The following is a 20,363-nucleotide window of genomic DNA, read 5'->3' as shown; positions in this document are numbered from 1 at the left end:
GCCTGGGTTGCGCGAGTCAGAGGTGGCTGGAGTCCGCCTCGTCGGGGAAGTCGTTGGCGATCTTTCCGCTGCGCAGGCTGCCGTCGAGGTAGGCCGCCCGGCAGGCACGCCGGCCGATCTTGCCGCTGGAGGTACGTGGGATGGCGCCGGCCGCGGTCAGCAGCACATCGCGCACCGTCACGCCGTGGCGCACGGCGATGGCGGCCCGGATGTCGTCGATGATCGGGGCCAGTTCCAGCTTGTGCGAACCGGCGGCCCGCTCGGCCACGATGACCAGCTGCTCGGAGCTGTCCTCGGCATCGAACTTCAACCCGGCGTGCGCATCGTCGAAGACCTCGGCGGGCAGCTGGTTGGCCGGTACCGAGAACGCCGCGGCGAAACCGGTTCGCACGGCCTTGGTGGCCTCCTGCGCCGAGTACTCCAGGTCCTGCGGGTAGTGGTTGCGGCCGTCGATGATCACCAGGTCCTTGACGCGGCCGGTGATGTAGAGGTCACCGTCGTAGAAGGCGCCGTAGTCACCGGTGCGCACCCAGGTGGCATCGTCGGCGGCACCCTCGGCATGTGACGGGCTGGTCCGCGACTTCAGGATGTTGTGGAACGTCTCGATGGTGGCGTCCGGCTTGCCCCAGTAGCCGGTGCCCATGTTCGGGCCGCTGATCCAGATCTCGCCGATCTGACCGTCGGGCAACTCGGTGGCCGACTCGGCGTCCACGATGGTCGCCCACTCCGAGACACCGACCTTGCCGGCCGAGGCCTGCGCGACCGCCTTTGGCGAATCGGCGGGTACCTCGACGATGGTGCCGGTGTTCAGCGCGTCCCGGTCGACGGTGATGATCTTGGGCTCCTCGGCCGACGGTGTCGTCGACACGAACAGCGTCGCCTCGGCCAGACCGTAGGACGGCTTGATGGCCTTGGCCGGGAAGCCGTACGGGCCGAAGGCCTCGTTGAAGCGGCGCACGGTGGCCGCCGAGATCGGCTCGCTGCCGTTGAGAACAGCCTTGACGTTGGACAGGTCGAGTTCGGGCTCACCGTCTTTGGGCAGACCACGCGCGGCGGCGTGGTCGAAGGCGAAGTTCGGGGCCACCGAGATGACACCGCCGGTGTCATCGGGCTTGCGGGCCATCTCCCGGATCCAGCGGCTCGGGCGGCGCACGAACGCGGCGGGGGTCATGAAGGTGAAGTGGTGGCCGATCATCGGCGCCAGCAGCGCGGTGATCAGACCCATGTCGTGGAAGAACGGCAGCCAGGACAGCCCGCGGTCGCCCTCCTCGCCCTCCAGCGCCTCGATGATCTGGACGATGTTGGTCGCCAGGTTGAGGTGGGTGATCTGCACACCGGTGGGGATACGGGTGGAGCCGGAGGTGTACTGCAGGTAGGCGACGGTGTCATTGGTGGCCTCGACCCGCTCCCAGGTGGTGCCCACCTCGTCGGGCACGGCGTCGACGGCGATGACACGCGGACGCTTGTCGGCCGGGCGGGTGCGGAAGAACTTGCGCACGCCCTCGGCGGCGTCGGTGGTGGTCAGCACGGCCGACGGCGCGCAGTCGTCGAGCACGGCATGCAGCCGGCCGACGTGACCGGGTTCGGACGGGTCGAACAGCGGCACGGCAACGCGCCCGGCGTAGATGGCGCCATACATGGCGACCAGGTAGTTGAGGTTCTGCGGGCTCAGGATCGCGACCCGGTCACCTTCGGCGGTGACCTGCTGCAGCCGGGCGGCCACGGCCTTGTTGCGGGCGCTGAACTGTGCCCAGGTCATCTCACGCGCGACGCCGTCACGTTCGGTGGAGTAGTCGAGGAAGCGGTACGCCAGCTTGTCGCCGCGGACCTTGGCCCAGCGCTCGACGTGGGCGACGACGCTCGCACTGTCAGGGAACTTGATCTGTCCGTTCTTGATGAACGGATTGTGAAACGGCATCAATTACTCCTGTCACAGCACTTCGCACGGTCTGCGCGAGCCCCGAAGATCCTACCCGGGGCGAAGGGTCAAGCCTTTTGACGACACCAGGCCGACCAGTGGCCACTCTTAGTTTTTTCTTAATGTTAAGTGACCGATTCCCGCAGGCCAAATCTGGTTACCGGCGAGTCGCTTCACTAGCCGTGCTTGGGCTCTGGCGCGTTCTGCAGCAGATTGCGCGCCCAGTCCAGCGTCCACTGCGTCGAGGTCTGCCCGTTCAATTGCCAGAATTGGGGGGTGTTGTACAGCGCGTGCACCGGACCCCGGGTGCTGCCCAGCAGTGACTCGATGGTCGCGGGCAGGTTGCCGATGGAGAATGCCGATTCCGGCGCCGCGCAGATCAGGTCACCGTTGGCGCAGATCTGGAAGGTGCGGTCGTCCAGTGCACCGAAGCCGCCGTCGCGGGGTCCGGTCATCGTCAGTCCCATGGCCGACAGCATCGGCAACTCGTGCAGCGTGATCTCCGCACCCTGGCCCGGCGGGTTGGCAGGCAGGCCCTGGCCGACACCGTCCTGGCGGCGGCCGTCGGCGATCAGTCCGACACCGAGCACCAGGTCCTGGTCCACGGGTCCGCGGCCGTTACCGATATCGCTGGCGATATCGCCGGCGATGACCGCGCCCTGGGAGAAGCCGACCAGCAGGTAACTGGTCAGCGGGCACCGGTTGTTCATATCCGTGATGGCCCGCACCGTGGCGTCATGCCCCTCGGCACGGCTGTCGTTGTAGGACATCTGGCCGTCGGCCGAGAACGGATTGTGGAACTGCGCGGTGTACGGAACGGTGTAGATCTCGACCCGGTCGGTGCCGAATTCGGCGCGCAGCGGGTTGGTCACGTTGAGCAGCAGGGCGATCGGGAACTGCACCGGGTTCAGCGGGTCGAGCACGCGCGAGGACTCCCAGGTGCCCGGGATCGACACCAGCTGCACATCGGGGCAACTGGCGTCCTGGAACTCGGGACGCGGCTTACCGGTCGGCGGCACCGCGGTCGGCACATCGGTCGGTTGTCCCGGCGGTGTGGCAATCGGCGGGGTGTCGGGCTGGCGCAGCCAGATGACGACACCGGCCACCAGCACCGCCACCAGGACAGTGACCGCAATTGCCGCGGCCAGGCCGAGGATGCGGTGCCGTTTGCGTCGGCTGTTTTTGGCCATGCGTCAGTTACTCCAGAAGGTCCGTGCGCTGCGTTCAGCAGAGCCGTTCGGTTGCGATCCGAATGTAGTCAGCGGTGGTGGTGTCGACCTCGGCGACCTCCGGCGCGAACGAACTGTCATGGGCATCGCTGAGGTCGTTGCGTACCAGCGGGAGGACAAAATCCCACACCGCCTGCTCGGATTGTTTGGCCGCACGGGCCTGGCAGACATAGGCGCCGATGCTCAGCGCCATCAGATCCTCCGACGGCCGAACCCCGGCGTCGACGAGGGCATCCAGATAGGTCTGCTGGCGCGGTGTCACGGTCAGGTGCGCGCTGTGCCCGCCGGCCCGGCTTGCCCCCACCATGCCCTCGGCGTGGGCCACCGTGGACTCGGGGGCGGCCATCCCGATGGTCGTCAATGTGGTGTCACCGACGGAGCAGCCACAGGACAGCGCGGCCACCGAGGCCAGCATCAGCGGGGTCAACGAGACGACTGGCCACTTTGCCAGACCCGCATCGGACCGTCGGTTGCGCTGCACCATTCCACGGTACCGGCTGTCCGGCCGGGCCCTTGGAACGTGATCAAACCGTCAGCTGATGGCGGCCGCCAGGTCACCGGACAGGGCCGCCAGCTGCGGCGCCCAGTTGCCCCAGTCGTGCTGGCCGCCGGTCGGGAAGTCGAAGTGCCCGTTGCGGCCACCGATCGAGCGGTAGTGCGAATAGAAGGTCCGGTTGCTGCCCTGGGCCTGGGCGCAGTCGTTGATCATCGCCGCCGGGTCGCTGCACGTGGTGGTCTGCGGGCTGAAGATCCACAGCCGGGTGTTGTTGTCCACCAACAGCTGCGCGTGCACATCGGGGTCATGCCACTTCCACCGGCCGAACTGCACCGGGCCCCACATGTTGTGCGTGTTGACCCCGCCGAACTGGGCCATCCCAGCGGTGATCGCACCGTTCTCGAAGGTGCGCGACGGGGTGAGGAAACCCGACAGCGAGCCGGCGTAGCGGAACCGGTCGGGGTGGAAGGTCGCCAGCATCAGCGCGCCGGTGCCACCCTGGGCGGCGCCCACGACACCGTGCCCGCCCGGGGCCAGACCCTTGTTTGCCGCCAACCAGTTCGGCAACTCGGTGGCCAGGAAGGTCTCCCACTGCTTGGAGCCGTCCTGCTCCCAGTTGGTGTAGAGGCTCCAGGCGCCGCCGGCCGGGGCAGCCACCGAGATGCCCTTGCCCGCCAGCGTGTTCATCGCGTTACCCGCGGTCACCCAGTTGCTGATGTCCGGGGCGCCGTTGAACGCGTCGAGCAGGTACACCGCGTGCGGCCCGCCCGCCTGGAATGCCACCGGGATATCGCGGCCCATCGCGGCCGAGGGCACCATCAGGTATTCGACACCGTCGGCCTTGGCCGGGTTGTCCACCACGGCCGTGACCGTCCACAGGCCCAGCGCCATCAGCACCGCGTACATCACGGCCTGCAGTCTCATGTCCCGCCCTCTTTCGCTCAGTGAACTCCCAGCCACCGCGTTGCAGTGTTGCACATCACGGCGGGGACGTCCGCTGAACGACTGACGGTTATCGGTTACTGCGCGGCGGGTGTCGCGCCCAGCACGCGCTGGATATCCGGCTTCATCGCCTGCAGCTGCGAGCCCCAGTAGCCCCAGCTGTGGGTGCCGTTCTCCGGGAAGTTGAAGACACCGTTGGTTCCGCCGTTGGCGATATAGGTGTCGCGGAAGGTCTTGTTGGTCCGCAGCGTGAAGCTCTCCAGGAACTTCGCGTTGAACAGGTTGCCCGCGCTGGCCCCGGCGTCGAGGTCCGACGGGGTGCCGTCACCGCAGTACACCCAGATGCGGGTGTTGTTGGCGATCAGCTTGTCGATGTTCACGTACGGGTCGTTGCGCTTCCAGGCCGGATCGCTGGACGGGCCCCACATGTCCTCGGACTTGAACCCGCCGGCGTCGCCCATCGACAGGCCGACGAGCATCGGCCACCAACCCTCGGACAGGTTGAGGAAGCCCGACAACGCGGCGGCGTAGGGGAACTGCTGCGGGTGGTAGACGGCCATCGTCAGCGCGGCCGAGCCCGCCATCGACAGTCCGACGGCCGCACTGCCGGTCGGCTTGACCTGACGATTGGCGGCCAGCCAGGCGGGCAGCTCCTGGGTGAGGAAGGTCTCCCATTTGTAGGTGTAGGTGCCGAACTTGCCCTTGGCCGGTTTGTACCAGTCCGAGTAGAAGCTCGACTGTCCGCCGACGGGCATGATCACCGACAGCCCCGAGCCTTCGTACCATTCGAAGGCCGCGGTGTTGATATCCCAGCCGTTGAAATCATCCTGGGCTCGCAGACCGTCCAGCAGGTACAACGCCGGCGCGTTCTCGCCACCGCTCTGGAACTGGATGCGGATGTCGCGGCCCATACCGGCCGACGGGACGTCGAGGTATTCGACCGGCAGTCCGGGTCGCGAGAAGGCGCCTGCGGTGGCCGGGTCACCGACCGCGCTCACCAGGGCGGGCAGCACCGCGGCCGCTGCGGCGGCCACCACCAGTCGCCGTGTTGCGCCACGCATCTTCTCGACAAAACTCATATCCGGTGAAACCCCATCTGTCAGGCCACTACTGGCCGCGAGTGCGGTGAGTAGTCAACCACAACAAGCTGGGATCAGCGGACCAGCGTCGCGATCAGATCTGGCTTCAGCTCCTGCAATTGGGCACCCCAGTAGGCCCACGAATGATTACCCGCAGCAGGGAAGTTGAACGTCGCGTTGGTGCCACCGGCGGCGGTATAACGTTCCTGGAACTTCTTGTTACTGCCGATCGCCAGCCCTTCCAGGCTATCGGCGTTGAACTTCTGCGCCGGGTCGGCATCGGTGTCCAGCGGTGTGGAACCCCCTGGCGCACAGTAGATCCACAGCCTAGTGCCAGCTGCGACCAGTTTGCCGACCTGTTCGACGGGGTCGTTGCGCTTCCAGGCAGGGTCCCACGGCGGGCCCCACATGTTGTCCACGTTGTAACCGCCGGCGTCCAGCATGGCGACCCTGATGGCCTGCTTCATGAACGCGGTGGACGGGTTGAGGAAGCCGGACAGTGCTGCGGCATAACGGAACTGGGCCGGGTGATAGGCGGCCAGCACCAGTGCGGCGCCACCGGCCATCGACAGCCCCACCACCCCGTTACCAGTCGGCGAGATCTGCTTGTCGGCGGCCAGCCACTGCGGCAGCTCGCTGGTCAAGAAGGTTTCCCACTTGTAGGTGTAGGCCTGATTGTTGAACGACGAGGGCGAGTACCAGTCGCTGTAGAAGCTGGACTGCCCACCGACCGGCATCACCACCGACAGTCCCGAATCGTGGAACCATTCGAAGGCCGGGGTGTTGATATCCCAGCCGTTGTAATCGTCCTGGGCGCGCAACCCGTCGAGCAGATACACCACATTCGGACCGCCGGCCTGGAACTGCACCCGGATGTTGCGGTTCATCGCCGTGGAGAACACGTCCAGGTACTCGACCGGCAGGCCCTCTCGGGAGAAGGCCGACGAGGCCGGCGCAGGAACGACGGCCACCGCGGTCAGCGCGATCACCGCTGCCAGCGCACCTCGTAGCAGGGTCAACGTCCTACGCATGCTGTGTCCATCCGTCCGTCTCACTGGTGATGCGGTCACCGCCGAATCACCAGGCGGCCTACCGCAGCGGGCGTTCATGGCCACGCTTCTACTATCGGCAGACCATAACCACGTCGTTACCGCGGTCGCAAAACCCGTGTTAGCCAGATCACGGTCCGGTCGCGGGCAGTCCGGTGTATTCGGGGCTCTTGGGCGGCGGAATCTCCAGGCCACAGCGGTACAACTCGTAGAGCGGGACCCGGTCGATGCGGTAGCTGCCGAATTCCATGGCGTGCGCGAAGTTGGACAGGAACCGGTGCGGTCCCATCGGCGCGCGCACCGCATTGAGTATCGCCTCGGTCTGCGGGCATTTCAGCGCGATCTCGGCCCTGGCGATCCAGTCCTCGTCGAGATACTGCGGGATCCAGGGCCGCTCCTTGAGGAACGGCCCCTCGGCCACCGCCCAGTCCGGGAAGAGATTCTTGTCGTGTCCGATGCGGGCATCCTCCAGACGCACGGTGTGCGCCGCCAGCGGGTTGGTCAGACCAATCTGGTCGATCACCCGGACATCGAGGCCCACGTTCATGCCGAGCATGCCCATGTTCGTGAAAAACACTGTGTGCGGCCCGGTTTCACCGGGCGGTCGATCCGGTGGCGGCGGGAAGGCCGGGACGACATCCCACACGTCGTAGTTCCCCGACGGCAGCAGCAACGCACCGTCGGGGGTGTTGCGTAGGGCCACCAGCACCGCGCGCATCCGCGGGTAGTCCAGATAGTCGGCAGCGGTCAGCGGGTGGGCGTGCCCGGTGGCCTGGGCGTAGAACCGTCGCTCGTCGACGATTCCGGTGTAGGTGACGCGGGTGGCGTCCGAACCCATACCGGGCGAATTGGCCGCCCAAACAGCCCATCCCGCGATCGCGACCCACAGCACACCGGCCGATCCGGTCAGCAGGTACGCGCTGCGCCGGGCCAGCTCGGCGCGGTCGGCCACGGTGATCGGGATGACCGCGACCGGCGCCAGCATCAGGAACATGGCGGTCAGCAACACCCGGCCGTGCATGAAGTCGCCGCCCTGGCGCACCCAGTAGACGGCCTGGATCAGGCCGCTGGCGACGATGAAGATGACTGCGGCGGTGGGGTTCTGCACCAGGCGCGCGATGCGCCCGGCCCGGGCCGGGGTAGTTTCCGGTGCGGGCTGCGTGGCACGCCCTCGCACGAGAATCAAGGCCAGCAGCACCAACAGCACCAGCGGCACCCACAGGAGATACGGGCCGTTGAAGTTGTCCAGATAGGTCAGGCCCTGGGACCATTTCGCACCCGAGGCATCCTTGGCGATCGCGGTCTGCGGGACCAGCAGCCCGTAGTAGCCCATCCGGAACACCTGATACGCGACGGGCAGCGCCCCGCCCGCGGCCACGATCAGCACCCGGCGCCGCCAGCCGGCCGCCGCCAGCACCATCAGCACCAGCACCCCGCCACCGACCAGTGCCAGCTCGGGGCGGACCAGCACGCTGCACCCGGCGACGAAGGCCAGCGCCGCGATCAACGCCGCACCGACCGCCCGCCCGGCCTGCGCCCAGCACACCAGCAGCCACCACAGCAGGCCGACATAGGCCAGCACCAAACCGTTTTCGAGCCCCGAGGAGGCGAAATCACGCGCCGGCGGTACCGCGATGTACACCAGCACGCCGGCCGGCAGCAGCAGCGCAGGCCGTCCCGCGAGAGCCGGTGCGTACAGCCGCGCAGTGCCCAGCATCACGAACACCACCCCGGCCACACTCAGGCCGAGCGCCAGCGCCAGCGCCACGTACTCCAGCCGCACCGGGCCGGCCAGCCAGCTCGCGGCGGTGATCAGATAGGTCCACAGTGTCGAGGTGTTGGACTCGACACGCTCTCCGGCGTTGAACACCGGGCCGTTGCCCGCCAAGAGATTCCGCACGGTGCGCAGCACGATCAGGCCGTCGTCAGCCATCCAGCGACGCTGCCAGGCACCCCAGCCGAACAGTCCGGCGACCACCAGCACCGACAGCCAGAGGCTGATGCGCGCCGACACGCTGTAACGCAGCGCGGGCCACTGGCTCAGCCGCGCGGCGGTGGTGCCGGCCAGCCGGTCAACTGAAGTAGGCAGCCGCACCGACGGTACCGATCAAGGCCAGGGCGAGGACTTGAAGTACCCGGTCCCCCAGTGCGATCTCCTCGGGTTCGCCGGCGTGCCCGCCGTCGATGTCGACTGCGTACCGCAGGATTGCGATGGTGAACGGGATGATCGACACGGCCCACCAGGACGCTGAGCCGCCGTCGCGCTCGAAGGCGAACAGCGCATAACACAGCACCACTGCGGTGGCGGCCAGCGTCCAGACGAACCGCAGGTAGCCGCTGGTGTAGCTCTCCAGCGACTTGCGGATCTTCGCGCCGGTGCGCTCGGCGAGCTGCAGTTCCGCGTAGCGCTTACCGGCCGCCATGAACAGTGAGCCGAAGGCCATCACCAGCAGGAACCATTGCGACAGTTGGATTCCCGCGGCCACACCGCCGGCGATGGCCCGGATCAGGAAGCCCGAGGACACGATGCAGATATCGATGACCGGCTGGTGTTTGAGGCCGAAGCAGTAACCTAGCTGGATGACGATGTAGACACCGATCACCACCGCCAGGTTCGGGGACACCAGCCAGGAGATCCCCAGCGCGGCGACCCCGAGTACCACCGCCAGCCCGTAGGCCAGCGATTCGGGCACCACCCCGGCGGCGATCGGTCGGAACCGCTTGGTGGGGTGCGCGCGGTCGGCCTCCACGTCCTGGGCATCGTTGACCAGGTAGACCGAGGAGGCCGCCAGGCTGAAGACCACGAAGGCCAGCAGCACCTTGATGAAGACCTCGCGGTAATCCTCGACGACGAAGCTGTCGTCGCCCAGGGCGGCCACCGGCGCGGCGAAGACCAGGACGTTCTTCACCCACTGGCGCGGACGCAGCGCCTTGACGATCCCCGACGCCAGATTCTTCGGCGGTCCGGCGGTCGGGTGGGGTTCTTCGCTCACTGTGCCGATTCCTTTCGAGCCGCCGCGCGGTCCGCGACGGTGCCGACGGTCTGGGCGACCGCCGCGCCGACGGCCGCGCCGGTCAGCACGTCGGTCGGGTAGTGCACGCCGAGCACCAGACGCGACAGCGCCATCGGCGGAATCAGCAGCCAGGGCAGGCGACTGTCGGTCGCCCGGCCGATCAGGATCGCGGCCGCGGTGGTCGAGGTGGCATGCGCCGACGGAAAACTGAGCTTGCTCGGGGTCCCGACGTTGACGGCGATGGCCGGGTGGTCGGGGCGGGTGCGCTTGACCACCCGCTTGATCACGACCGCGGCGGCATGCGCGGCGAATGCACCGATGCCCGCGGTCAGCCAGGCCCGGCGGCGCCGCGGCTGTAGCGTCGCGCCGAGCAGCGAGACGCCGACCCAGCCTGCGCTGTGTTCACCGAAGTGCGACAGGGCACGGGCCCCGGCGAGCACGCCCGGGCGCCCGGCCAGGGCGGCCTGCACCGCGACAAGCGCCGCTTCCTCGGGCGCCAGATCCGCTGCCACCTCAGGCCTGTTCCAATGCCGAGGTGGTCACCTCGGCCGGGAGCAGGACATCTTCCCACCGCTTGGTGCTGGTCAGCTCGGGCAGCGCGGCGCGGTACACCTTGCGCATCCTGTTGAACTTACGGAACAACAGAACCTGGCGCCGCAGCGACTCGCGGAGCAGGTCGAACATCTTGTCCCGGTCGCGCTGCCGGTAGACCACACCGCGGCCGTCGGCAGTCGTCACGGTCACGCCGTCGACCTTGCACAGCGAGAACCAGCGGGCGTCCTGGGTGGCGACGTTGATCTGCGGACGGACGTGATGGGCCGGGTCGTGTGCCGAGAGCTGGTGCAGTACACCGCGGGTCAGCCGGACACCGATGGTCAGCGGGTTGGTGGGGATGCTGACCTTGCGGCGCCACTTCTTGTCCGAGGGCGCGGGCAGCGCGGTCGCACTCTCCAGCACGACGGCATCCGGGAAGTGGGTCCGCATCTCGCGCACATCTGGCAGCGCGGACTCCAGGATGGAGAAGATGTGATCGGGCCCGGCCAGGAAGTCGTCCATCGCCTTGTTCTGTATCGCGACGGTCGAATACTCAAGGCACATCAGGTGTTTGACGGTCGCCTTGAAGTGGCTGGCGACCAGGCCGCCGATCTTGCCGTCCCAGTGCAGGGCGGCGACCACCAGCCGGTTGCGCAGGTGGAAGTAGGCCTGCCAGTCGATGGCGTCATCCTTGTCGCTCCAGGCCATGTGCCAGATCGCGGCGCCGGGCAGCGTGACAGTCGGATAGCCGTGCTCACCGGCGCGCAGCCCGTATTCGGCGTCGTCCCATTTGATGAACAGCGGCAGCGGCTGACCGAGTTCCTGGGCCACCTGGCGCGGGATCATGCACATCCACCAGCCGTTGTAGTCGACGTCGATGCGCCGGTGCAGCATGCGACTGCGCTCGTGCTCCTCGTCGGACAGCGGGTGTTTCGCGAAGTTGTGGTCGTACTCGGTGTTGATGGCACCGGTCCACATGAAGTTCTCGGAGTCGACCATCTCACCCATCACGTGCAGGTGGCTGGGCTCCTGCAGATTCAGCATCTGACCGCCGACCAGGGTCGGGACCTTGGCGAACCGGTTGAACGCCAGCGCCCGCAGGATCGAGTCGGGCTCGACGCGGATATCGTCGTCCATGAACAGGATCTGCTCGCAGTCGGTGTGGTGCAGGGCCTCGTACATCACCCGGCTGTAACCGCCGGACCCACCGAGGTTGGGCTGGTTGTGGATCGTCAGCCGGTCGCCCAGGGCGGCGGCCGCCTCGGCGAATCCCGGATGGTCCTTGGCCTTCCTGTTGCCCTGGTCGGAGACGATGACCGCACTGATCACCGTGTCCACCAAGGGATCCGAGGTGAGCGCGGCCAGCGCGTTGACACAGTCCGCCGGCCGGTTGAAGGTCGGGATGCCGATCGCGACGTCGGCGCGGCCGGGCGCAGGCACGGGCGCATACCAGCCGGCCTGCAGCACCGAGACCTTACTGTCGGTGGTGATGTCGAACCAGATCCAGCCGCCGTCCTCGAACGGGGCGAGTTCGACCTCGAACTCCACCACGACCGGCGCACCGCCCTCGGTGCCCTCTGCCGCGGTACCGCCGACGGTGATGCGGGCACCGGTGGCCTTGGAACGGTAGACGTCGACGCGGGCGCGGCCGATCAACTCCACTCGCAGCACCACCGACTCCAGCGTCGACCAACGCCGCCAGTAGCTGGCCGGGAAGGCGTTGAAGTAGGTGGCGAACGAGACCTCGGACTCGGCGCCGATCTCGAGCGTCGTGCGTGTGGGGGCGTGCGCGCGGCGCGCGTTGGTCTCGGATTCCTCGATGTAGAGTTTGCGCACGTCGAGGGGTTCGCCGGGTCGCGGAAGGATGATCCGCGACAGCAGGCTCACGGCCCGCGACTCCGTCGAGTCGAGTGCGCCGGATGGGATGTCGCTCATGCCGCCTCCTCGCAAGCTCGGACGCGCCATGTCAGATCGATGATTCGCTCGCAAGCGTCGCTCATGAGTTGCCTTCGTCTTGGGTCAGCGGCGCACCGTCACGCAGGTGCGGGGCCAGGGTGTTGTCGTACATGTTCAGCGCGCTGGCGATCGCCATGTGCATGTCCAGGTACTGATAGGTGCCCAGGCGGCCACCGAACAGCACCTTGGCGGCCGCGGTCTCGGTCTTGGCCCGGTCCCGATAGCCGGCCAGCAGGGCCCGGTCGGCATCGGTGTTGATCGGGTAGTACGGCTCGTCCTCGGCCTCGGCGAAGCGGGAGAACTCCCGCATGATGACCGTCTTGTCGGTCGGATACGCCCGCTCGGGGTGGAAATGCCGGAACTCGTGGATGCGGGTGTAGGGCACATCGGCGTCGTTGTAGTTCATCACCGGGGTGCCCTGGAAATCGCCGGTCGGCAGCACCTCGGTCTCGAAGTCCAGGGTGCGCCAGCCCAGCCGGCCGTCGACATAATCGAAGTAGCGGTCCAGTGGTCCGGTGTAGACCACCGGGGCTTCCGGGCTCGACGCCCGCAGTTCGTCGCGCACGTCGAACCAGTCGGTGTCCAGCCGGACCTCGATGCGGTCGTCGGCGGCCATGTTCTGCAGCCACGCGGTATAGCCGTCGACGGGCAGACCCTCGTAGGTGTCGTTGAAGTAGCGGTTGTCGAAGTTGTAGCGCACGGGCAGCCGGTTGATGATCGCGGCGGGCAGCTCGGCGGGATCGGTCTGCCACTGCTTGGCGGTGTAGTGCTTGACGAACGCCTCATACAGCGGGCGGCCGATCAGCGAGATGGCCTTCTCTTCGAAGTTCGAGGCCTCGATCCCCGAATACTCCAAGGCCTGTTCCTTGATCAGCGCGCGGGCCTCGTCCGGGCTGAAGTAGCGGCCGAAGAATTGCGACACCAGGCCCAGCCCCATCGGGAACTGGTAGGCCTGCCCCTTGTGTAGGGCGAACACCCGATGCTGGTAGCCGGTGAAATCGGTGAACCGGTTCACGTAGTCCCACACCCGCTGGTTGGAGGTGTGGAACAGGTGCGCGCCGTAGCGGTGGATCTCGATACCGGTCTGCGGGTCCGCCTCGGAGTAGGCGTTACCTCCTATATGGGGGCGCCGGTCGACGACGAGTACACGCTTGTCGAGTTCGGTGGCCACCCGTTCGGCGATCGTCAAGCCGAAGAATCCGGATCCGACGACGATGAGGTCAAAGCGTTCGGTGGACAGGCCGGGAGATTGATCGGTCATCGGCAGCAAGGGTATCCGACCGGACCCCAGCGCCCCGAAACGTGTGACGTGCCGGGGCCGATCGGTCAGGTCGCAATTCGCTCACGATTCCGCATCGTCACTCTAGACCCATGAGTCACAGCAGTACCATCAAACACGTTGGCAGCGCGTCGGTTACCCGAGGCACGAGAGCCGTCGTGACGCCAAATAACCCGCAGAAACATCCGTACACGTAGTCCATGTATTGAGGAGACTTCCGTGCCGAACCGACGTCGACGCAAGCTCTCGACAGCCATGAGCGCAGTCGCCGCCCTGGCCGTCGCAAGTCCAGTCGCCATTGCCGCCGTATCCGAGATGTCCGAGGCCAAGGACCCGCAACAGCGCGAGTTCGTCCACGCCGCGATGATCACCGACCTCCCGATGGAGTTGTTCTCGGCGTTGACCCAGGGCCTGTCCCAGTTCGGCGTCAACATGCCGCCGATGCCCACCAGCCTGCTGACCGGCTCGCCGGCCGCCAGCCCGACGCTGGTCTCCCCAGGCCTGACCTCACCTGGTCTGACCTCTCCCGGTCTGACCGCACCGGGGTTGACCGCACCGGGACTCACCGCACCCGGGCTGACAACACCTGAGCTCACCACGCCGGGGTTGACCGCCCCGGGCCTGACCACGCCCGATCTGACGACGCCGGGCCTGACAGCACCGGGGCTGAGCACCCCGGACCTGACCACCCCCGGGTTGAGCATCCCGCCGGTCGGCGCGGCAGGACCGTCGCTGTCACCGGGCGCGCTGAGCCCGGCCTCGCTGACCGATCCCGGCCTGACCAGCCCGGTCGGCCTGACCGACCCGGCACTGGGCGGCCTGGGCCTGCCCGGTGAGATCCCGATCGCCCAGCCGATCGGCCTCGACCCGATGGCGGGGACGTACCCGATCCTGGGTGCCGATCCGTCACTGGCCGCCCCGATGGCCGCCCCCGGTAGCGGCGGCCTGCTCGGCACCATCAACAGCGCCGCCGAGCAGTTGGGCGCCGGCCAGGCGATCGACCTGCTCAAGGGCATGGTCATGCCGGCGATCATGTCCGCGGTCAAGAGTGCGGCACCAGCCGCGGCTCCGGCCGCGGCCGCCGCTCCGGCCGCAGTAGCACCGGCACTGGGCGCGGCCGAGGCCGCCACCGGCGCCGCCGCAGCCGCGGCGACCGCCGCGGGTGCGGGCGCCTAGGCGCCATAGTCCTTCTCCCCTGACGGCACCGCAGAAGCCAGCGTCGGCTCTGCGGTGCCGTTGCGTGCGACACATGCCGTGTCGCAACACTGGTAACAGTAAGCACATACGTAACATCTGTTTGTGCCGCGTCGCCGTTCAACGCCCTCTCTGCTGCTTTCCGCAGTGCTGGGTACGGTCGCGATCCTGCCCTTTGCGGTCAGCGGCCTCCCGGCGCAGGAGCCCGCCGCCGAGACGGCGATCAACCAACAGCAGTTGGACAATCTCGGCACCGGCGAGACCATCCGGGAGATCCACCAGGACACTCCGTTCTCCCTCGTCGCCTTGACCGCGGCAGATCTCGACGGCACCACCGCCCGCGTCCGTGCGCAGCGCGCCGACGGCAGTTGGGGCCCGTGGTACCAGGCCGAGGCGCTCGACGGTGTCGGCCCCGAGCGGCCGGAAACCCACGGCACCGAACCGGTCTTCGTCGGCCGCACCAACAGGGTGCAGATCGCGGTATCCCGCACGCCGGCGCAGGAGGCCAAACCGGGTCCCGACCTCGGCTACATCCCCGCCAACGTGGAACAGCCGCTGCCCACCAACGTCAACGCGGTGCTCATCAGTCCGCCGCAGGCACCGGTGGACCTGCAGATCCCGCCGCCCACCGCGGTGACCGTGCCCGGGCAGGCACCACAGATCATCAGCCGCACCCAGTGGGGCGCCAACGAGTCATTGCGGTGCGGTGATCCCATCTACGACCGCAGTGTGCGGGCAGGGGTTGTGCACCACACGGCCGGCAGCAACGACTACACGCCCGAGGATTCGGCCGCGATCGTGCGGTCCATCTACGAGTACCACGCCCGGACGCTGGGCTGGTGCGACATGGCCTACAACGCCCTGGTCGACAAGTACGGCCAGGTGTTCGAGGGGCGTGCGGGCGGGATGAACCGGCCCGTGCAGGGCGCCCACACCGGGGGATTCAACTCCGACACCTGGGGTGTGGCGATGATCGGCGATTTCAACGCCGAACCGCCGACTGCCATCCAACTGCGCACCACCGGTCGGTTGCTGGGCTGGCGACTCGGACTGGACCGCGTCGACCCGCGCGGCACCGTCGCACTGACCTCGGCCGGCGGCAGTTTCACGCTATTCCCCCGCGGGGCCACCCCGACACTGCCGACCATCTTCACCCACCGCGACGTCGGCAACACCGACTGCCCGGGTGATGCCGCCTACGCCCAGATGCCTCTGCTGCGCGATATCGCCGCACGCTTCAATCAGCCTCCCGGACAACAGGATCTGGTCGATTCGCTGCGCGGCGGGGCCATCTTCATGAAATGGCAGTCACGCGGCAGCGAGAAGGGCGCCCTGGGCATGCCGACCTCGCCGGAGGCCTCCGGCTACGGCTCGGCGCGCTACGTCACCTTCGACCATGGGGCCATGTACTGGTCCCCGGAATCCGGTGCCCAGCCCGTCACTGGCGCCATCTATGACGCCTGGGGCACACTGGGATTCGAGCGTGGTGCGCTCGGGCTGCCGACCAGCGCCGAGATCTCCGAGCCGTTGTGGATCAAGCAGAACTTCCAGCACGGCACGCTGAATTTCGACCGTGAGACCGGCACCGTGACCCGGGTGATCGACGGTGTGCCGCACGAGGTTCCGATGCCGGAGCATTCCCCGGTTCAGTTGGAGCGGTTCACCCCGATCAGCGCAGGCAAGCTATAACCACCAGCGTTCCAGCACGCGGGCCAGTCCGTCGTCGGTATTGGGCGCGGTGACCTCGTCGGCGGCGGCCACCGCTTCGGGGTGCGCATTACCCATCGCCACCCCCAGACCGGCCCAGCGCAGCATCGGGATGTCATTGGGCATATCCCCGAACGCGACGATATCGGCCGCGTCGATGCCCAGCGGCCCCGCTACCTCGGCGACACCGGTGGCCTTGCTCAATCCCCTTGGCAGCACTTCGATCAGGCCGTTGTTGGTGGAGTAGGTCAGGTCACCCTCGACGCCGATGTGCGGCGCCAGGGCCGCGGCCATGTCGCCACTACTGGCGCCGGCCTTGCGGATCAACAGTTTCACCGCGGGTGCACTGAGCAGATCCTCCAGTGACACCTCGGTGTTATCCGGGTTCAACCAGGCATGCTCGTATCCGGGCGAGCTGACGAACTGCGGGGTCGCCGCGTCATGGGCACTGCGACCAACCCGCTCGACCGCCAAACCGGAGCCGGGGATGACACGGGCCGCGGTCTCGGCCAGCGTCGCCAGCGCCTCGGTCGACAGGGTGCGGGCCGACACGATGCGGTCGGCCGCCGGGTCGTAGATCACCGCACCGTTGGCGCACACCGACATCGGCGCGAATCCGAGTTGGTCGACGATCGGCGGCACCCACCGCGGCGGCCGCCCGGTGGCCAGCACGAACCGGACACCGGCATCCACCGCGGCACGCACCGCCGCGGCTGTACGTGGCGTGACCCGCTCGTGCTCGTCGAGCAGGGTGCCGTCGACATCGGTGGCGATCAGAGTGGGCAGCATCAGGCGTGCTCCGCCCGGCGACGGGCCTGCTCGGCCTCGTCGAGCACCTTGGCCTGCGCCGGGGTCGGCGCGGCACCGCCGAGCCGCCGCGGCACCCAGTACTCGCCCGCCGGGTGCGGGTAGTCCGCTTGGATGCGGTGTAGCAACGTCGTCATCGCCGTCCTCAACTCGATCATCGTCTGTTCCACGTCGGGTCCGGCGTGGATTGCGGGCCCGACCCGCACCGTGACAGGAATGCTGTTGCGGCCCAGTTCCTTCGGGTGGTCCTTGGTCCAGATCCGGTGCGCACCCCAGACGACCAGCGGGAGGATGGGCACCCCGGCGTCTCGCGCCATCCGGGCGGCACCGGACTTGAATTCCTTGAGTTCGAAACTGCGGCTGATCGTCGCCTCCGGGTACACCCCGACCAGCTCACCCTCGCACAGGCGCTGCACCGCCACCGGATAGGCTTCGCCGCCCGCCGTGCGGTCCACCGGGATGGTGCCCGAATGCCGGATCAGGAAGTTGACGACCGGCACGTCCTGCATCTCGGCCTTGATCATGAACCTCATCCGGCGCCCGGCGTACATCGCGGCCAGCGCCGCGGGCAGGAAGTCGACATAGCCGGTGTGGTTGACGGCCATCACGGCGCCACCGTTGGACGGGATGTGCTCCAGACCCAGGTAGGTGATCCGGGTCCCGGTGACACGAACTGCTGTCGTGGCGGCGATCTCGAGTGCTCGAAAGACCGGTTCCATCTGCCGTCTACTCCGGCGCCTCACCCGACTGTTGTGCCGCACGCCGGGCCGCCTTCTCGGCGGCCTCCTCCATGTCCATCCGGTCGGCCTCAGCCAGCGTCGGTGCGCCGCCACCGAGCCGGTGCGGCACCCAGAACTCGCCCGCCGGATGCGGACCGTAGCTCTCCTGGACCCGTTCCAGCAGGTGCTGCATGCGGTGCCGCAGCAGCTCGGTGAGCTCGGCAGGCGGCAAAGTCGGGTAGATCGGTTCACCGACGGCGACCGCGATCGGCACCTTGGGCCGTCGCATGTTGCGCGGGTGGCCCTTGGTCCAGACCCGCTGGGCGCCCCAGATGATGTGCGGGACGATCGGCACATCGGCCTCGATGGCCATCCGGGCCGCGCCCGATTTGAAGCCCTTGATCTCGAAGCTGCGGCTGATGGTGGCCTCCGGGTACACCCCGACCAACTCGCCGGCCTTGAGCGCCGCGCAGGCCGCCGCGAAGGACTCGGCACCGCTGGACCGGTCGACCTCGATATGGCGCAGGCTGCGCATGACCGGGCCACCAATCTTGTGATCGAAGACCTCTTTCTTGGCCATGAAGCGCACCTTGCGGCCGCGGCCCTGTTTGTAGGCGGGCAACCCGGCGAAGGTGAAATCGAAATAGCTGGTGTGGTTGACGGCGATGACGGCACCGCCGGTGACCGGCAGGTTCTCCACTCCGGTCACGGTGAACCGCAAGCCCTGTAACCGCCACACCAGGCGAGCGGCTTGGATGACAGTCCCGTATACCGGCTCCACAGCAGTCAGCCTAGTAGCTGTGTGTCCCGCCGAGCATCCGAGCACCGTGGCTGACGCTAAACTCATACCCGGGCCACCGACCGTGAGAGAGGCTATTCGTGCAGGTCACAAGCGTTGGACACGCCGGTTTCCGGATCGATACGGGAGCCGGCAGCATCCTGTGCGACCCCTGGGTCAACCCCGCGTATTTCGCGTCGTGGTTCCCGTTCCCGGACAACTCCGGGTTGGACTGGGACGCCCTCGGCGACTGCGACTACCTGTATGTCAGCCACCTGCACAAGGATCACTTCGACCCGGCACTGCTGGCCGCGCACGTCAACAAGGACGCCACCGTGCTGCTGCCGGACTACCCGGTGCCGGATCTGCGCCGCGCGCTCGAGGCGCTGGGATTTCACACCTTCGTGGAGACCACCGATTCGGTGAAACACCGGGTCAGCGGACCCAAGGGCGATCTGGACGTGATGATCATCGCGTTGCGGGCACCAGCCGACGGCCCGATCGGCGACTCCGGTCTGGTGGTCTCCGATGGCGTCACGACTGCGTTCAACATGAACGACGCCCGCCCGATCGATCTGGACATGTTGGCGGCCGAGTTCGGCCACATCGACGTGCACATGCTGCAGTACTCCGGCGCGATCTGGTACCCGATGGTCTACGACATGCCGGCCCGCGCCAAGGAGGCGTTCGGCACCCAGAAACGACAGCGTCAGATGGACCGCTGTCGCCAGTACATCGCCCAGGTCGGCGCCACCTGGGTGGTGCCCTCGGCAGGCCCACCCTGCTTCCTGGATGCGGAGTTGCGCTTCCTCAACGACGATCACGGCGACCCGGCCAACATCTTCCCCGACCAGGTGGTGTTCCTGGACCAGCTGCGCCGGCACGGGCACGACCGCGGTCTGCTGATGGTTCCCGGGTCGACCGCGGATTTCACCGGCTCGGAACTGAATTCGCTGACCCATCCGATCGACGATCCGCAGACCGTGTTCACCACCGGCAAGGCCGCCTATATCGAGGCCTACGCGCAGCGGCAGGCCCCGGTGCTGGCCGCGCAGAAGGCGTCTTGGGCGGCGGCCGACGGCGAACCGCTGCTGGAACCGCTGCGCACACTGTTCGAGCCGATCATGCTGGCCTCCGATCAGATCTGCGACGGCATCGGCTATCCGGTGGAGCTACGGCTGCCGAGCCCCGGCGGTATCGAGACGGTGGTGCTGGACTTCCCCAAACGCGCTGTGCGTGAGGCGGTTCCGGATGAGAAGTTCCGGTACGGTTTCGAGATCGATGCCGCATTGGTGCGCACCGTGGTGCGCGATGACGAACCGGACTGGGTGAACACCATCTTCCTGTCCACCCGGTTCAAGGCCTGGCGGGTGGGTGGCTACAACGAATACCTGTACACCTTCTTCAAATGCCTGACCGATGAGCGCATCGCGTACGCCGACGGCTGGTTCGCCGAGGCGCACGATGACAGTGCCTCCACCACGCTGGCCGGGTGGGAGATCCAGCGGCGCTGCCCGCACCTGAAGGCCGATCTGTCCAAGTTCGGTGTGGTGGAGGGCAGTACGCTGACTTGTAATCTGCACGGCTGGCAGTGGAACCTGGAGAACGGCCGCTGCCTGACCGCCAAGGGACATCAACTGCGGACTGCACGATTATGAGTGC

Annotated in this window: 17 protein-coding genes; 3 read left to right on the top strand and 14 right to left on the bottom strand. The window is 67.4% G+C overall.

The window, feature by feature from the left end; translation table 11 throughout:
* Window positions 1-16: 16 nt before the first annotated feature.
* From fadD32 to glf, 11 genes are all read right to left on the bottom strand, one after another.
* On the bottom strand, window positions 17-1,918 hold the full coding sequence (fadD32, locus tag ACLBYA_RS28350) for a long-chain-fatty-acid--AMP ligase FadD32 (protein WP_447712811.1): 1,902 nt from the start codon (window positions 1,916-1,918) through the stop codon (window positions 17-19).
* A gap of 176 nt (window positions 1,919-2,094) precedes the next feature.
* The gene (gene culp6, locus ACLBYA_RS28345; protein ID WP_447712810.1) at window positions 2,095-3,108 is read right to left on the bottom strand and encodes a carboxylesterase Culp6; all 1,014 of its coding nucleotides are present in this window, start codon (window positions 3,106-3,108) and stop codon (window positions 2,095-2,097) included.
* A 34-nt stretch (window positions 3,109-3,142) separates the two neighbouring features.
* Window positions 3,143-3,631: a DUF732 domain-containing protein gene (locus ACLBYA_RS28340; protein ID WP_447712809.1), complete on the bottom strand. Its 489-nt coding sequence runs from the start codon at window positions 3,629-3,631 to the stop codon at window positions 3,143-3,145.
* A 48-nt stretch (window positions 3,632-3,679) separates the two neighbouring features.
* Window positions 3,680-4,567 (bottom strand): esterase family protein, encoded by an 888-nt coding sequence (locus ACLBYA_RS28335; protein ID WP_447712808.1) that lies wholly within the window; start codon window positions 4,565-4,567, stop codon window positions 3,680-3,682.
* A 95-nt stretch (window positions 4,568-4,662) separates the two neighbouring features.
* Window positions 4,663-5,664, bottom strand: a complete 1,002-nt coding sequence (locus tag ACLBYA_RS28330; protein ID WP_447712807.1) for an esterase family protein — start codon at window positions 5,662-5,664, stop codon at window positions 4,663-4,665.
* Window positions 5,665-5,738: 74 nt separating this feature from the next.
* Window positions 5,739-6,695, bottom strand: coding sequence for an esterase family protein (locus ACLBYA_RS28325; protein ID WP_447712806.1), 957 nt, complete (start codon window positions 6,693-6,695; stop codon window positions 5,739-5,741).
* A 148-nt stretch (window positions 6,696-6,843) separates the two neighbouring features.
* Window positions 6,844-8,808 (bottom strand): flagellar motor control protein ZomB, encoded by a 1,965-nt coding sequence (zomB, locus tag ACLBYA_RS28320; protein WP_447712805.1) that lies wholly within the window; start codon window positions 8,806-8,808, stop codon window positions 6,844-6,846.
* Complete coding sequence (locus ACLBYA_RS28315) at window positions 8,786-9,706, bottom strand: decaprenyl-phosphate phosphoribosyltransferase (RefSeq protein WP_447712804.1); 921 nt, start codon at window positions 9,704-9,706, stop codon at window positions 8,786-8,788. Before ACLBYA_RS28315 ends, zomB begins: the two co-directional genes overlap by 23 nt.
* Window positions 9,703-10,239, bottom strand: a complete 537-nt coding sequence (locus ACLBYA_RS28310) for a phosphatase PAP2 family protein (protein WP_447712803.1) — start codon at window positions 10,237-10,239, stop codon at window positions 9,703-9,705. Before ACLBYA_RS28310 ends, ACLBYA_RS28315 begins: the two co-directional genes overlap by 4 nt.
* 1 nt (window position 10,240) lies before the next feature.
* The gene (locus tag ACLBYA_RS28305) at window positions 10,241-12,196 is read right to left on the bottom strand and encodes a glycosyltransferase (protein ID WP_447712802.1); all 1,956 of its coding nucleotides are present in this window, start codon (window positions 12,194-12,196) and stop codon (window positions 10,241-10,243) included.
* 61 nt (window positions 12,197-12,257) lie between these two features.
* The gene (gene glf, locus ACLBYA_RS28300) at window positions 12,258-13,478 is read right to left on the bottom strand and encodes a UDP-galactopyranose mutase (RefSeq protein WP_447712801.1); all 1,221 of its coding nucleotides are present in this window, start codon (window positions 13,476-13,478) and stop codon (window positions 12,258-12,260) included.
* A gap of 237 nt (window positions 13,479-13,715) precedes the next feature.
* Between glf and ACLBYA_RS28295 the strand changes: the two genes are divergently transcribed.
* Both ACLBYA_RS28295 and ACLBYA_RS28290 read left to right on the top strand, forming a co-directional pair.
* Window positions 13,716-14,672: a hypothetical protein gene (locus ACLBYA_RS28295; protein ID WP_447712800.1), complete on the top strand. Its 957-nt coding sequence runs from the start codon at window positions 13,716-13,718 to the stop codon at window positions 14,670-14,672.
* Window positions 14,673-14,795: 123 nt separating this feature from the next.
* Window positions 14,796-16,379, top strand: a complete 1,584-nt coding sequence (locus tag ACLBYA_RS28290; protein ID WP_447712799.1) for an N-acetylmuramoyl-L-alanine amidase — start codon at window positions 14,796-14,798, stop codon at window positions 16,377-16,379.
* Here the strand turns inward: ACLBYA_RS28290 and ACLBYA_RS28285 are convergent.
* From ACLBYA_RS28285 to ACLBYA_RS28275, 3 genes are read right to left on the bottom strand one after another with little or no spacing between them, the layout of a single operon-like run.
* Window positions 16,374-17,186, bottom strand: a complete 813-nt coding sequence (locus ACLBYA_RS28285; RefSeq protein ID WP_447712798.1) for an HAD family hydrolase — start codon at window positions 17,184-17,186, stop codon at window positions 16,374-16,376. The genes ACLBYA_RS28290 and ACLBYA_RS28285 overlap by 6 nt on opposite strands.
* Window positions 17,186-17,923 (bottom strand): lysophospholipid acyltransferase family protein, encoded by a 738-nt coding sequence (locus tag ACLBYA_RS28280; RefSeq protein ID WP_447712797.1) that lies wholly within the window; start codon window positions 17,921-17,923, stop codon window positions 17,186-17,188. The genes ACLBYA_RS28285 and ACLBYA_RS28280 overlap by 1 nt, the downstream gene beginning before the upstream one ends.
* Window positions 17,924-17,930: 7 nt before the next feature.
* Complete coding sequence (locus tag ACLBYA_RS28275) at window positions 17,931-18,704, bottom strand: lysophospholipid acyltransferase family protein (RefSeq protein WP_447712796.1); 774 nt, start codon at window positions 18,702-18,704, stop codon at window positions 17,931-17,933.
* A gap of 98 nt (window positions 18,705-18,802) precedes the next feature.
* Between ACLBYA_RS28275 and ACLBYA_RS28270 the strand changes: the two genes are divergently transcribed.
* Complete coding sequence (locus ACLBYA_RS28270; protein WP_447712795.1) at window positions 18,803-20,359, top strand: Rieske 2Fe-2S domain-containing protein; 1,557 nt, start codon at window positions 18,803-18,805, stop codon at window positions 20,357-20,359.
* Window positions 20,360-20,363 lie beyond the last annotated feature (4 nt).

The organism is Mycobacterium sp. C31M (assembly GCF_053345865.1).
The sequence above is the reverse complement of the archived record's forward strand: the minus strand, read 5'-3'. Positions and strand labels throughout refer to the sequence as shown.